Here is a 13,496-nt window from a genome sequence, read left to right as displayed (position 1 = left end):
GACAAAAATAGTTTTAATTTTTTAATTTAAAACGCCACGAATTCAAGAATATTTCTGCCTTTTGGAATTAGTATTATTCGTCCTGAAGGTTCGGATCATCGAAGAGGAACAAATTTCACCAATCAAGCAAATTAAATTCGAGCATTCGTGGCAAAAAAATAATGAAATGAAATTTTATGATTCATTATGTTTCAAAATTCAAATTGAAAACCTGCGGTAAAATTTAAAAAAAATAGTATTTTTACTTTTTATAAATTTATATTCCAAAAATGAACACATCCATTCTTTTAGTATTCGCCATTTTAGTTTCGTTAGCCATTGGTTTTTATATTGGAAAACTGCTAACCAAAACCCAATCTAATGCTGAAAAAAGTAATTTAGATGGCCAATTACTTTCCCAAAACAATCAACTTTCTGAATTAAAAATTACACTTCAGAATTTACAATTCGAAAAACAGAAAATTCAAACAGAAAAAGAAGAATTTGCGATTTTATTAGCGAAAAAAGAAAATGATTTCGATAATTTATTAGAAAGAAATAAAGAACAAAAACAAGAAGTAAATGAACTTCAAGAGAAATTTAGCAAAGAATTTGAAAACTTGGCGAATAAAATCTTGGAAGAAAAAACTCAGAAATTCACAGAACAAAACAAAGAAAACCTAAAAAACATACTTTCACCTTTACAAGATAAAATTCTACATTTTGAGAAAAAAGTAGAAGATACTCATAAAGAAAGCATCGATTATCATGCTGCTTTACGTCAGCAAATATTGGGCTTACGCGAAATGAATGCACAAATGAGTAAAGAAACCATCAACTTAACTAAAGCGTTAAAAGGCGACAATAAAATGCAAGGGAATTGGGGCGAATTGGTTTTAGAACGCGTGTTAGAAAAATCAGGATTAGAAAAAGGCCGTGAATACGAGGTGCAACAAGCTTTTATTAATGATGCAGGAACGCGAATATTACCCGATGTAATTATCAATTTGCCTGATGGAAAAAAGATGGTGGTTGATAGTAAAGTTTCATTAACGGCTTATGAAAAATATGTAAATGAAGAAGATGAAACATTACAAAATAGCTATTTAAAAGAACATGTTAATTCGGTGAAACGCCATGTAGAACAATTGAGTGACAAGCGTTATCAAGACATTTACCAAATGGAAAGTCCTGATTTTGTATTATTATTTATTCCAATAGAACCTGCTTTTGCATTAGCTTTACAAGAAGATCAATCCTTATATAACAAAGCATTTGAGAAAAACATTGTGATTGTTACACCTTCAACTTTATTAGCGACTTTACGCACGATTGATAGTATGTGGACCAATCAAAAACAACAAGAAAATGCAATCGAAATTGCACGTCAAGCGGGTGCATTATATGATAAATTTGAAGGTTTTGTAACCGATTTGATAAAAATTGGAAAGAAAATGGATGAAGCCAAAGTGGAATATTCATCAGCTATGAATAAACTAACTGAAGGAAAAGGAAACTTAGTAAACAGTGCTGAAAAATTAAAGAAAATGGGCGCAAAAGCAAAAAAAGCTTTACCTGAAGCCATTTTAAAAAGAGCTGAAAATAACGAAGAATTACTAACTGAATCTGACAATTAAATCAGATTAAAAACCAAAACAAAATGACTATAGTAAGAAAATTTTTGGTGTACGGAATATTAACTATTGTATTAGCTTGTTCTGCATACATTGCAGCATTATATTATGCTTCTTTTAGTGACGGAATTAGAACAGGTGAATTAATAAAATTTAGTCACAAAGGTTATATTTTTAAAACTTGGGAAGGCGAATTAAGTCAGGGACTATCAGGTTCTCAAAAATTTGCATTTTCTGTAATGGACAATCAGCCTGAAGTAATTGAACAATTGAAAGCAAATCAGGGTAAATTTGTAAAAGTTGAATATATTGAACGTTATGGTACTTTTTCTTGGTGGGGCGATACTAATTATTACATTACAAAAGTTACTCCAGAAAAATCACCTTATTTTAATGTTAAGTAATGAGTAAATCCAATACTGTTTCCGCATCAAAAATTACCTTATCGGAATTAATGTTGCCTTCGCATTCCAATTTTAGTGGAAAAATTCATGGTGGTTATTTATTAAGCTTAATGGATCAAATTGCCTTTGCTTGTGCTTCCAAATATTGTGGCAGTTATTGTGTTACTGCTTCTGTTGACACAGTGAATTTCCTTAATCCGGTTGAAATCGGTGAACTTGTAACCTTAAAAGCTTGTGTTAATTATGTTGGAAAGAGTTCTATGGTGGTAGGAATTAGAGTAACTTCTCAAAATATTCAAACTGGAAAAATAAAGCATACAAATTCTAGTTATTTCACTATGGTAGCCAAAAATTCGGAAGGCGAAAATGTACAAGTTCCAAAATTAATTCTCTCAAATTTAGAAGAAGTACGCCGTTTTTATGAAAGTATCAATAGAATTACTGCCAAAAAAGATTACTTACATGAGGAAATCACATTAGATTATTCTTCTTCTGATGCTCTTGAAAAATTAAAAAATTACAATGTAATACTTAACTTAAAATAATGAAGAGCAATACTTTAAAGTCTTTTTTGATTACCTTCCTATTTATTTTCACAGGAAAAATGTATTCTCAATTAAATACTGATGTTGATACTACTAAAATTGCATTTATAGCATATTGGTCAAAGGGCGATAACTATAAATTCAAAATGAAAAAATCCATTGAAAGAATTAAAGATGATAAAATAGTAAAAAATGATTCTATTGTTTATGATGCTTTTTTTAAGGTTTTAGATTCAACCGCTACTTCATATACTATAAGTTGGAAATATAAATGTGATATTTTGTATGCCTTAAACTTACCAGAAAAACTTAAAACAAATAAAAATGCAATCCGTGAGATTGAAGTAATTTATACGACTGACGAAACTGGTAGCGAAGTTAAAATTGAAAATTGGAAAGTGCTATCTGATATTTTTACCAAAGCAATTAATGATGCAAAAAGTAATTTAAATTCAGAAGAAGATAAAATATATACAAGCATTTTAACTCCAATAGTTACGGCTTTATCACAACAAGAAGGAATTGAAGAATTTTGTGCTAAAGAATTAAAATTATTTCATTACCCATTTGGCGTAGAATTTGATCCAAAAGAAGAGTTAAATTATGATGAAGTTATCCCAAGTCCCTTTTCAAAACAAGGATTAAAGGCAAAAACAAGAGTATATTTTGAAGAACATAGCTACAAAGATTCAAGTTGTACTTTTTACACAGAATTAATTATAGATCCAGATGATTCAAAGAAAATGCTACTTTCTGTATTGAAAAATGTTGATAATCAAGACAAAGACATCAAACAATATGTCAAAAAATCTAAATACGAAATTAATGATTTTAATGGTTTTAGTTATGTATATAATCCTGGAGTTCCGATGTATATTATCAATACCAGAAAAGTTGAGATAGATGTAAAAGACATTAAAGAATCGAGAACTGATATTATTGAAATAGAATTCATTGAAGAAATTAAACAATAAATAGGGCTTTTGTTAATTCTTTTTTGCTATTTTAGCAAAAAATTAACACTATGCTTAAAAAAATAACATCAATTCTGAGAATAAGTTTAATAATTCTTTTCTATTCTTGTAACAATGATGATAGCAAAGAAGCCTACGTACCATTACCAACTTCTCCTGTAATTGTCGATTTAACTCAAGTTCCCTATCCTAAACTGTCAGATTACAATTTTTTTGAAGGTGATATCAAAAACCAAAAACCTTCTTTAAATGTAATTCCTTACGAACCAGCCAGTTCTTTATTTACAGATTATGCTCATAAAAAACGATTTGTTTGGATGCCAATTGGGGTTAAAGCAACATTTAATGGTGATGCCAATGTTTTAGAATTACCTGTTGGCGCAGCTTTAATAAAAACCTTTTACTACGATAATGTGCAACCTAATGCCACTACAAAAATAATTGAAACTAGAATCATGATACGAAAACAAACAGGTTGGATATTTGCCGACTATGTTTGGAATGAAGCACAAACGGAAGCATATTTAGATTTAAACGGAAGTACAGTAACTATTTCTTGGAAAGATGATAACAATGTAATTAAATCTACAAATTACAGAATTCCTTCAGAAGTTCAATGCATTATTTGTCATAAAAAAACAGAAACTGTAAATGGTAATCCGCAAACTATTCACATTCCAATCGGAATAAAACCTCAAAATTTAAATTTTAATTACTCTTACGGAACCACAACTCAAAATCAATTAACCAAATGGATTGAACAAGGTTATTTAGAAAACAACTTTTCTTTTCCAACAGAAAATAACACCACAATTAATTACAGTGATACCAGTCAATCTCTAGAAAAAAGAGTGCGTTCTTATGTAGATATTAACTGTGCCCATTGTCATCAAAATGGCAAACATTGCGATTACAGACCCATGCGATTCGCATTTAACGAAACAGGAAGTGCTAATGGTTTAACCAATTTGGGCGTTTGTGTTGATACGCAAGACATGCAAAACTTTCCTCCAGCTTTAAGTAAAATAATTACTCCAGGAAATATTAACCGTTCGATGTTATATTATCGTTTGAATACGACCAACGAAACTTTTAGAATGCCACTTCACGGTAGAACAATAATACACGAGGAAGGAATCAACCTAATTGGGCAATGGATTAACTCACTGCAACCTTGTCAATAAAAAAAAAACTACTAAAACTATTATTATGAAAAAAACTATCTTTTTATTCTTAGTGCTCTTGGCAAATTATTTTGCATTTGCACAAGATACTTGTTTAACAGCGCCAACAATATCTACTGGGCTACATGTTGTTTCTGCTGTAAATGGCACACAAGTTCCTGCGCCTATTTGTGCGGCGAATGGTTCTGGAGCCACTGCTGGTGAATGGTATATTTATGTTCCTACTCAAAATTACACCACTACTATTAGTTCGAATATAGCAGCGAATAATCCGAAAATTGATACACGTTTTCATGTGTACTCGGGCACTTGCGGTTCGTTAATTTGTGTAGGTGGTGATGATGATTCTGGTGCCAATTTTTCTTCAGTTGGTAGCTTTACAGCTGTTGCTGCCACTACCTATTACATAGCTTGGGATAACAGATGGTCTTCTTCAGGTTTTACATTTCAGTTGACAGAAGCAACTTATGTTCCACCAATTCCAACACCCATAAATTATGCTACAACATCTATAGCTACAATTAATAGCTCGTACAACAGTTGTATCGTAGACATGAATGGGGATAATAAAGATGATATTGTTGGTGTGAGTCCAAATAATTTAAGAGTGCACATTCAAGGAACAGGTGGTGCTTTTAGTTTTACAGATTATGCCATTTCAGGAACTAGCGATATGCCATCGTGGAGTATTGCAGCTGGTGATTATAACAGAGATGGATTTAATGATTTAGTACTTGGAAGCGGAAGTGGTTTAACTTTTTGGCGCTCGAATGCAACAGGAACCATGTATTCCAATATTAATCCAAGTGAGTATATTTTCTGTCAAAGAACAAATTTTATAGATATAAATAACGATGGAAATTTAGATGCATTTTCTTGTCATGATGTTGCTCCAAATGTTTATTATTTAAACAATGGAACAACTTTTACACATTTTCAATCTGGCGTAACAGCTGGTTCTTATTCTTTAGGAACCCTTTCTAGCGGTGGAAATTATGCTTCTATTTGGACCGATTATGACAATGATGGGGATTCCGACCTATTTATTTCTAAATGTTCTGGACCTCCATGTGAATTACATAGAAATGATGGAAATGGTGTGTTTACAGATATTTCTGCTGTAGCTCAAATCAATTATACTCCTGTTCAGTCATGGTCATCAGCTGTAGCTGATTTTGACAACGATGGAGATATGGATATACTTATTGGAGCAAATGGAGGAAGTGGTCATAGTAGATTATACAAAAACAACTTAGATACTTCAAATAGTGTTGAGGAGCCATTTACGAATATTACTGCTGGCTCTGGTTGGGATACTTTTACTACAATAAATAGAGATTACATAGCTTATGATTTTGACAATAATGGTTTTATTGATGTAATGGGTGGTGGAAACAAAATCATGTTCAATCAAGGTAACAATGTATTTTCGGTAGCCAATTATCCATCAAATATATTTCTTGGACCTGTAGGAGATTTAAACAATGATGGTTTCTTAGACATCACTAATGGAAGTACGATTCATACTGCTGTTCCTAATGGAAACAATTGGGTTAAAGTAACTTTACAAGGTATACAAAGTAACAGAAATGGAATTGGGGCAAGAGTAGAAATTTACGGAATTTGGGGAAAACAAATAAGAGAAATAAGAAGTGGCGAAGGATTTGAATTCATGAGTACTTTAAATGCACATTTCGGGATTGGAACAGCAACAGCTATCACACAAATTAAAATTATTTGGCCAGCTGGAACTGTTGATATAATTAACAACCCAAATCCGAACCAAACTATTCACGTAATTGAAGGCAGTCAAGCGTTAAGCTCGGCTTCGTTTACTGGTGAAAAAATAATTATATATCCTAATCCAACCTCAGATTATTTATCAATTTCTAATTTAGGAAATCATATTGTTTCTTCGATTGAAATAATTGATACAACTGGAAAAATTGTAAAAAAAAGTACCGATAACTTCTCAAAGATTGATGTTTCAAATTTAAGTCAAGGTTTTTATGTTCTTAGAATTGAAACTAAAAAAGGTGAGAAATTTGCAGAAAATTTTATTAAAAAATAAAAAACTAAAAGGCTATCAAAAAATGATAGCCTTTTTTTATAGGGTTACTCTAACAAATTTATTTAAGTAATCTAAATGTAAAATTGTTTTTGTATTGGATTCATTTTTATCATACATGGGCAAAAATTTAGCTCCATATACAATTTCATTAAAAGTATAAGAAGTTCTTTTAATTACTGTTGAACTGTACATATCATCAAAAGCTTTCATAAAAACCATCACTTCACCAATAGTTTCTTTGTAATCAGATTCGAGTAAATTAAAAAGTGGACTTTCCTCATCTATCGGGTGTACTAAAGTCCAACTTAAATTTAAAGTATTAATTCTACTCATTTCTAAAGGTAAATTGTAAAATTTGTTAATAAAAACACCTTCTTCTTCAATCATAATACCTAATGTGATATAGGCTTCTGCATCAGATAAATTTGTATTTTTATGTGGCACCATTCTTAACATTAAACCTTTGCCATTTTTATAAGGTGCTATAATAGCATTCTCAGAAAATTGTATGTATGCATTAGGTTTGCTAAACCTACCATAAAACAAACCCGTAGCAATTGCGAAACTTAATAAGCCCGATAAGGCTTCAACAGCAGCGACAAAACTAGCTAAAAAACCAGAGGGACTTATATGTCCGTAACCAACTGTAGTAAATGTCTGAATACTAAAAAAGAAAGCTTCACCGAATTTATCCATTCTTGTAATAGATTCGACACCGCGTAAATTTTCAACTCCAATTAGTAAATAAATGGAAGCAAAAAATAAGTTAACTATAAAATAAAAAAGCACTATGATTAGAAAAAACTTCCATCTTGGAATTTTTAGCATAATATGATACCAACTAATACTATCTAAAAAGCCAATTCCTACTTTTTGAATATTAGCATTACCATTTTTATTCACAAATCGGCCCCCATAATTTTGAGAATTGGTTCCGAAGCCAGTATTGGTTTCTGCTTTTGCTTTTTTATTTACTTTTTTTAGTATTTCCATATATTAAAAAAGTCCCAAAAAAATGGGACTTCACAAAAGTACAATTATTTATAAATATTTTATTGAATAATTAATTTCGTCGTGTAGAATTTATCATCAGCACTTACTTTTACAAAATAATTTCCAGCTACTAAATCACTCACATTTAATTTGTTATCTAAACTTGTAATCGATCTAGAAACAACAGTTTTTCCTAAAATATCAATGATTTGAACTTGTACAGCATCATAATCACTTGGTAAATCAATAGCTAAAATAGAATCAGCTGGGTTGGGATACAATTTGAAACCTGCTAAGAAAAAGGAATCATTTGAAAGAGCTAAACTGCTAGTAGTACTTCCTCTACTACTATGATTTGAAAAATTTATTGAACTTCCTATGGCCCAAATTAAATTTAGTGTACTTGGACCGTTAGTAAAGACAAAATCACCTCCTGCAGTATCACCCGTATTTAAAGCTCGAGTAGCTATTAAAGTTCTAACATTAGAAGTTACTGTATTTGAAGTAACCGTCCAATTATTTGGTGCAGCATCTAAAGCAGGTTGCGCAGCACCTCCACTAAATCTTCTATCCGTTAAAGTGGCATTGCCAGTAGTTGTTCCAGAAACAAAAGCACAGTCACCACCCGCAGTGAACATAGATGTCATTCCAAGTCCTAAAGCGAAACCTGTAGTTGAAGGTCCAACCATCGTCATGGTAACCGTAGTTGGATTTGTGTCAAATTTCACAGTGTAACCAGTTGTTAATGTGATAACACCAGTACTGTAGTTCTGAGCAGTTGCGAAACTGGCACATAATACGATAAAAAGTAGTAATTTATTTTTCATTTTGGAAAAGGTTTATGATTAAATTATTATTAGATTTTAGGGCATAATCTATAGCTTGTTTTTGTAAATTATCTCTAATAGATAAATCAGGTCCAGCTTTTAAAATTTCTTTTATGATTTCTATATTTTGTGTCGAAATGGCTAGCATTAAAGCAGTTGCTCCAGCAGAATCTTGTAAATTTAAATTTGCTTTTTGAGATAGGATTAATTGTGTCATTTCTAAATTTCCTCTCATTGCAGCTGCCATTAGAGCAGTTCCACTGTTAGATAAAAAATTTATATCTTTTGTTTTTTTTAATAAAATTTTTGCGACTTCAATATTATTTCGATAAGTTGCTAAAATAAGTGGTGAATAACCATTTTCACTAATTTCATCAACACAATTTGGATTGTTTTTTAATAATTCGTTTAATTCTAAAACAGTACCAGACCTCGCCACATCAAAAATAGTTTTAGGCTTAGACTGACTAAACAAACCGTTTACAAAAATTAAAGCAATTAGCGTCCACTTCATATTAAAAGACTCTTACCAAGTTAAAACCGAATGCGATTTGACCTTTATCCCATCTTCCAGCAGTATTTCCTAAGAAACCACTTTCATGCATGGCTTGAGAATTGGTAAAATGCATTTGAAAAACGTGACCACCTGTTTCTAAATCAAAACCAATCGACAAAGGATTTGTAAAGTTTGAAGATGCGTCTCTATTTAAATGTGCCGCATAATCTACATTAACAGACCATCTTTTAGAAAGTTTATAACGACCTCCCATACCAACAGCATATTGGCTATTATCTTGATTATTGTTAGCTACATAGTTTTCATGAAAATAAGTAGGCGCTACCTCTAAAGACAATTTATCATTAAATTTTCTTGATATTAAGATTTGATTTACATAAGATAAACGATCTGAAAATTCAACTTTAGGTAATACTACTTTTTCAAGAGCAGAATTTACAGCGATACTATTAAAGCCAACAATATCAAATGGTGATCCAGAATTTTTTTGAGAAACTAGTTTATACTTAATAGCACCCTCATAAGCTTTTTGAAAACCAGAACGTGAAACATGAACGGTAAAATTATCTGAAATACCGTATAAAAATTGTAATCTAGTGTTTGCTTCATCTAAGCCAAAAAAATCTTTAAAACCTTGATCAAAATATCCAAAACGGTGTGAAACTATAAAGTAGAAGTCACCTTTAGCGGCAAGCTTTGTGGATTCTAAATTTACAATTTTTAACGACTTAAATGCAGAAGTAACCACTTCATTTGTAGGTGTATTATCTAAATCTTTTAATAAATCTTCCTCTTGTCCAAATGACACAAAAGGCAAAAAAGCGCATAAAACTAATATTTTCTTTATCATAATTAATTATTTTATTTGAGTTTGGTCTAAGTTAATTTCTTCTAATAAGGAATCGTAACCTAATAATCTACCTTCTAAGGTTATTTCATCATTGACTTTATTGGCAATTTTTCCAATTATTTTTGCGGACAACTTATTATCTAAAACAAGTATTGTGTCTGCTGCATTTATTGACGTTATTTTTCCTACAATTCTAACTTTTTTATCTAAATACAAAGAATTCGCTTTTTTTTCATCTTCTTGATATTCTTTAAAAATAGCCGCTACTGTTTTGGAAACTGAAACTTCTTCAGATGCGATATTCCTATGGTCTTGGTACAAATACGTATAAATTCCAAAGACCACTATTCCTATTACTAGTACTACAAATATTAATTTTTTCATAATTTTTTTTTTAACCTGCAAAGTTAAGTATTTTTTTTGTAATATTGTCAAATAAATAATTTTTTAACTTTTTTAAAATGAAATACTTAAAATTTTTACCAATTTTTTTACTATTTAGTTGTAGTAATAATTCCGAAGATGACCTAACAGAACCAACATCTTTAGCTGCAATAACTACGTACAACAACGACGTTAGAGCAATCATTAATGCCAATTGTATTAATTGCCATGGCGCAACACCAATTCCAGGAACTTCACTATCATTAGATACATACGTAAAAGTGAGGGATGCGGTTTTAAATAACAATCTTTTAGGAAGAATTTCTTTACCAGAAGGAAATAGTTTATTAATGCCACAATCTGGACAAAGATTACCTCAAAACACTATTGATAAGATAAACGACTGGAATTCAGATGGACTTCTAGAATAAATAAATTAATTATGAAAAAAATAAGCCTTATTATCGCAGTTATTTTACTTGCAAGTTTTACCACTCAAGGAGATAAAAAAATAACAAAAACTGGAACTATAACATTAGAAGCTTCAGTGCCTACTTTTGAAGAAATTAAAGCCAAAAACAGTGGTGTAACTTGTGTTTTACAAACTAAAACTGGAGATTTACAGGCATTAGCATTGTTGAAAGGTTTCAAGTTTAAAATTGCTCTGATGGAAGAACATTTCAACGAAAATTATGTAGAAAGTGACAAATATCCAAAAGCAGTATTTAAAGGTAAGTTAGAAAACTTTGACGAAAGTAAACTTAGCGCAACTTTCAAAGAGTATACACTTAAAGGTAAATTAGAACTTCATGGAAAAACCAAAGACATTACAACACTTGCAAAAATCAAGAAAACAGGTGCTGATATTGAAGTTAAGACGAATTTTGCCATAAATGTAACTGATTACGGAATAGAAATACCAAGTGTAGTATCAAAAAAAGTATCAAAAAAGGTAAACCTAGATTGTAACTTTATTCTAAAATAAAACATTTGAAAAAAGCTAAAAAAAAACTAAACTATGAAAAACTTAAAAAAATTACCTTTTTGCTACTTGCTTTTACATCAACAGCATTTTATGCACAAGTAAAAACTGGAGTGATTACTTATGATATGACTATGTCCGACAATGAAGAAATGGCAGCAATGGGATCTAACACTATTAAAGTCTCATTTACAGATAAATCGAATGCCACTCAGATAGATATGATAGGCGGTATGATTTCCATAAAGACAATTACAATTGATAAAAATGAGCCAAAAAACACGCGTGTTTTAATGGATGCAATGGGTCAAAAATTAGAAATTGTTGGAGAGGCTAATCTAATGTCTAATTCGGAATTAAGTTCATTGAAAAATGCAGAATCTGTTACTTACAACAAAAAAGACACAAAAAAGATTTTAGGTTTTGACTGCTATAAAGCATTTGTAAAAATGAATAATGGAACAACTTCTGACTTTTATATTACGGAGGCAATTACACCTCAAAATAAACCAGAAGACAAAGTAAAACTAACTGGATACCCACTTGAAATAACCGTAAATACAGAAAGAGGAAAAGTCAATATGTTAGCCGTTTTATTTGAAAAAGAACCTTCTGTAAATTGTTTTGTCATTCCAGAAGGATATGAAAAAGTTACTCCTGAAGAACTTGAACAAAAATTAGGAGGTTTTTAATTGAAAATACAGAGACAAAAAAAAGAGGCCAAATTCTATCGAGTTTGGCCTCTTTTTTTAAGTTTTTAATTTCTTTTTTCTTGCTGCTGGAAACAATACATTATTTAAAATTAAGCGATAACCTGGCGAATTAGGATGAAGTTCTAAGACCGTAGGATCTTCACCTACTCTATGTTGATAATCTTCTGGATCGTGACCGCCATAGTAGGTAAACATTCCTTTTCCTTTCTGACCGTGAATGTAACGTGCTTCACCGTTTATTTTACACTCGGCCATCACCAATACATTAGATTTTATTTTATTTGCAGCAAAAGCAGTAGTTTGCCCCATAAATCCTTTCACAATTTGTGTATGATTTTGGCACAACATAGTTGGAATTGGATCCCATTTTGCTGAAAAATCCATTAGAGTAAAATAATCAACATCCATAGAAAAACTACCTTTTCCATGTTCTTCAGTAGTATCAATATCTGAGAATTCATATTTCATAGGTTGCTTTTCCAATATATAATCTTTAAAAGCAAATGTATTTGAATAATCAATTTTAGCTTGATAATTAGGTTCACTTGCGTCACCATCAAACATAGGCTCGCAGATATCTGTATTTTCAGCAGAAAGTGCTATATCAAAACTATCTGTAGCGGAACACATGGCAAACATAAAGCCACCACCAATAACATAATCTCTAATTTTAATAGCCACTGCTCTTTTTTCTTCGGAAACTTTAGCATACCCTAATTTTTTTGCTAAGGCTTCTGCTTCTAACTTTTGTTGTATGTACCAAGGTGTATTACGGTAATTCCCAAAAAACTTTCCGTATTGTCCGGTAAAATCTTCATGATGCAAATGCAACCATTCATATAAAACCAATTGATCTGACAAAACTTCTTCATCGTAAATTTCTGTATATGGAATTTCGGCATACGTTAGGACCATTGTAACAGCATCATCCCAAGGTTGTTTTCCTTTTGGTGTATAAACGGCAATCTTTGGCGCTTTTTCTAAAACAACCGTTTCCATATTTTGAGAAGGACTACTTATTTCTTCTAAAATTGAGGCAGTTGCACCATCTGTTAATACTTCAAAAGACACACCACGAATTTGACATTCTTTTCGAATATCTTCACTATCTGGAAGTAAAAAAGAACCACCTCTGTAATTTAATAGCCAATTTACCTTATAACTTTTAGCTAAAGCCCAATAGGTAATTCCGTATGCTTTTAAATGATTTTGTTGTCCTTCATCATCCATTGGTACTAAAATAGACGAAGCTACTACAGAAGAGGTCGTAAAAAAAACAAATGCTGCAAGTACAAATAACTTAATTTTCGAATTCATGAAAAAATGCTAATAGGTTGATTTACTAATAATAAAACCAAAGATAAGGAAAAGATAAAAATTAAATAGAATAAAACAGGTAATTCTACGCATACAAAACCAGGTATTTCTACCTGGTTTAA

The 13,496-nt window shown here is 31.1% G+C and carries 15 protein-coding genes; 9 read left to right on the top strand and 6 right to left on the bottom strand.

Translation table 11 applies throughout. The features are described from left to right. The first annotated feature begins 269 nt into the window (after nucleotides 1-269). The 6 genes from rmuC (at nucleotide 270) to G4D72_RS04025 (ending at nucleotide 6,791) form a co-directional block, all read left to right on the top strand. Nucleotides 270-1,616: a DNA recombination protein RmuC gene (gene rmuC / locus G4D72_RS04050; RefSeq protein ID WP_166076338.1), complete on the top strand. Its 1,347-nt coding sequence runs from the start codon at nucleotides 270-272 to the stop codon at nucleotides 1,614-1,616. A gap of 23 nt (nucleotides 1,617-1,639) precedes the next feature. Then, nucleotides 1,640-2,017, top strand: coding sequence for a 6-phosphogluconate dehydrogenase (locus G4D72_RS04045; protein ID WP_166076337.1), 378 nt, complete (start codon nucleotides 1,640-1,642; stop codon nucleotides 2,015-2,017). Next, the gene (locus tag G4D72_RS04040; RefSeq protein ID WP_166076336.1) at nucleotides 2,017-2,562 is read left to right on the top strand and encodes an acyl-CoA thioesterase; all 546 of its coding nucleotides are present in this window, start codon (nucleotides 2,017-2,019) and stop codon (nucleotides 2,560-2,562) included. Before G4D72_RS04045 ends, G4D72_RS04040 begins: the two co-directional genes overlap by 1 nt. A gap of 146 nt (nucleotides 2,563-2,708) precedes the next feature. Next, nucleotides 2,709-3,536: a hypothetical protein gene (locus G4D72_RS04035; protein ID WP_166076335.1), complete on the top strand. Its 828-nt coding sequence runs from the start codon at nucleotides 2,709-2,711 to the stop codon at nucleotides 3,534-3,536. 50 nt (nucleotides 3,537-3,586) lie between these two features. After that, on the top strand, nucleotides 3,587-4,720 hold the full coding sequence (locus G4D72_RS04030; RefSeq protein ID WP_166076334.1) for a hypothetical protein: 1,134 nt from the start codon (nucleotides 3,587-3,589) through the stop codon (nucleotides 4,718-4,720). 25 nt (nucleotides 4,721-4,745) lie between these two features. After that, entirely contained in the window at nucleotides 4,746-6,791 is a 2,046-nt protein-coding gene (locus tag G4D72_RS04025) for an FG-GAP-like repeat-containing protein (protein WP_166076333.1), read from the top strand. A 36-nt stretch (nucleotides 6,792-6,827) separates the two neighbouring features. Here the strand turns inward: G4D72_RS04025 and G4D72_RS04020 are convergent, their stop codons facing one another. Genes G4D72_RS04020 through G4D72_RS04000 form a run of 5 tightly spaced genes read right to left on the bottom strand, consistent with a single transcriptional unit; the run spans nucleotide 6,828 to nucleotide 10,362 of the window. Next, nucleotides 6,828-7,784 carry an ion channel gene (locus G4D72_RS04020; RefSeq protein WP_166076332.1) on the bottom strand — a complete coding sequence of 319 codons (957 nt, stop codon included), beginning with the start codon at nucleotides 7,782-7,784 and terminating at the stop codon, nucleotides 6,828-6,830. Between the two features lie 59 nt (nucleotides 7,785-7,843). Continuing rightward, nucleotides 7,844-8,611 carry a T9SS type A sorting domain-containing protein gene (locus G4D72_RS04015; protein WP_166076331.1) on the bottom strand — a complete coding sequence of 256 codons (768 nt, stop codon included), beginning with the start codon at nucleotides 8,609-8,611 and terminating at the stop codon, nucleotides 7,844-7,846. After that, complete coding sequence (locus G4D72_RS04010; RefSeq protein ID WP_166076330.1) at nucleotides 8,601-9,125, bottom strand: ankyrin repeat domain-containing protein; 525 nt, start codon at nucleotides 9,123-9,125, stop codon at nucleotides 8,601-8,603. Before G4D72_RS04010 ends, G4D72_RS04015 begins: the two co-directional genes overlap by 11 nt. Before the next feature lies 1 nt (nucleotide 9,126). Beyond that, complete coding sequence (locus G4D72_RS04005; protein ID WP_166076329.1) at nucleotides 9,127-9,978, bottom strand: DUF5777 family beta-barrel protein; 852 nt, start codon at nucleotides 9,976-9,978, stop codon at nucleotides 9,127-9,129. Between the two features lie 6 nt (nucleotides 9,979-9,984). Further along, nucleotides 9,985-10,362, bottom strand: a complete 378-nt coding sequence (locus G4D72_RS04000) for an OB-fold protein (RefSeq protein WP_166076328.1) — start codon at nucleotides 10,360-10,362, stop codon at nucleotides 9,985-9,987. A gap of 77 nt (nucleotides 10,363-10,439) precedes the next feature. Here G4D72_RS04000 and G4D72_RS03995 point away from each other — a divergent pair, with 77 nt between their 5' ends. From G4D72_RS03995 to G4D72_RS03985, 3 genes are read left to right on the top strand one after another with little or no spacing between them, the layout of a single operon-like run. Next, nucleotides 10,440-10,793 (top strand): hypothetical protein, encoded by a 354-nt coding sequence (locus G4D72_RS03995; protein ID WP_166076327.1) that lies wholly within the window; start codon nucleotides 10,440-10,442, stop codon nucleotides 10,791-10,793. 11 nt (nucleotides 10,794-10,804) lie between these two features. Further along, a complete protein-coding gene (locus G4D72_RS03990; protein ID WP_166076326.1) occupies nucleotides 10,805-11,347 on the top strand; it encodes a YceI family protein in 543 nt (180 codons plus the stop codon). Between the two features lie 5 nt (nucleotides 11,348-11,352). After that, nucleotides 11,353-12,036 carry a hypothetical protein gene (locus G4D72_RS03985; RefSeq protein WP_166076324.1) on the top strand — a complete coding sequence of 228 codons (684 nt, stop codon included), beginning with the start codon at nucleotides 11,353-11,355 and terminating at the stop codon, nucleotides 12,034-12,036. A 57-nt stretch (nucleotides 12,037-12,093) separates the two neighbouring features. Here the strand turns inward: G4D72_RS03985 and G4D72_RS03980 are convergent, their stop codons facing one another. After that, nucleotides 12,094-13,287 (bottom strand): asparagine synthetase B, encoded by a 1,194-nt coding sequence (locus G4D72_RS03980; protein WP_235922455.1) that lies wholly within the window; start codon nucleotides 13,285-13,287, stop codon nucleotides 12,094-12,096. Nucleotides 13,288-13,496: the final 209 nt, after the last annotated feature.

The organism is Flavobacterium difficile, assembly GCF_011392115.1.
GTDB lineage: Bacteria > Bacteroidota > Bacteroidia > Flavobacteriales > Flavobacteriaceae > Flavobacterium > Flavobacterium difficile.
This window is presented reverse-complemented; position numbering and strand designations above follow the sequence as displayed.

What these genes read in the sequence shown, in the direction of transcription:
- rmuC (WP_166076338.1), top strand. Translation starts at nt 270, where the DNA reads ATGAACACATCCATTCTTTTAGTATTCGCCATTTTAGTTTCGTTAGCC.
- G4D72_RS04045 (WP_166076337.1), top strand. Translation starts at nt 1,640, where the DNA reads ATGACTATAGTAAGAAAATTTTTGGTGTACGGAATATTAACTATTGTA.
- G4D72_RS04040 (WP_166076336.1), top strand. Translation starts at nt 2,017, where the DNA reads ATGAGTAAATCCAATACTGTTTCCGCATCAAAAATTACCTTATCGGAA.
- G4D72_RS04035 (WP_166076335.1), top strand. Translation starts at nt 2,709, where the DNA reads ATGAAAAAATCCATTGAAAGAATTAAAGATGATAAAATAGTAAAAAAT.
- G4D72_RS04030 (WP_166076334.1), top strand. Translation starts at nt 3,587, where the DNA reads ATGCTTAAAAAAATAACATCAATTCTGAGAATAAGTTTAATAATTCTT.
- G4D72_RS04025 (WP_166076333.1), top strand. Translation starts at nt 4,746, where the DNA reads ATGAAAAAAACTATCTTTTTATTCTTAGTGCTCTTGGCAAATTATTTT.
- G4D72_RS04020 (WP_166076332.1), bottom strand. Translation starts at nt 7,784, where the DNA reads ATGGAAATACTAAAAAAAGTAAATAAAAAAGCAAAAGCAGAAACCAAT.
- G4D72_RS04015 (WP_166076331.1), bottom strand. Translation starts at nt 8,611, where the DNA reads ATGAAAAATAAATTACTACTTTTTATCGTATTATGTGCCAGTTTCGCA.
- G4D72_RS04010 (WP_166076330.1), bottom strand. Translation starts at nt 9,125, where the DNA reads ATGAAGTGGACGCTAATTGCTTTAATTTTTGTAAACGGTTTGTTTAGT.
- G4D72_RS04005 (WP_166076329.1), bottom strand. Translation starts at nt 9,978, where the DNA reads ATGATAAAGAAAATATTAGTTTTATGCGCTTTTTTGCCTTTTGTGTCA.
- G4D72_RS04000 (WP_166076328.1), bottom strand. Translation starts at nt 10,362, where the DNA reads ATGAAAAAATTAATATTTGTAGTACTAGTAATAGGAATAGTGGTCTTT.
- G4D72_RS03995 (WP_166076327.1), top strand. Translation starts at nt 10,440, where the DNA reads ATGAAATACTTAAAATTTTTACCAATTTTTTTACTATTTAGTTGTAGT.
- G4D72_RS03990 (WP_166076326.1), top strand. Translation starts at nt 10,805, where the DNA reads ATGAAAAAAATAAGCCTTATTATCGCAGTTATTTTACTTGCAAGTTTT.
- G4D72_RS03980 (WP_235922455.1), bottom strand. Translation starts at nt 13,287, where the DNA reads ATGGATGATGAAGGACAACAAAATCATTTAAAAGCATACGGAATTACC.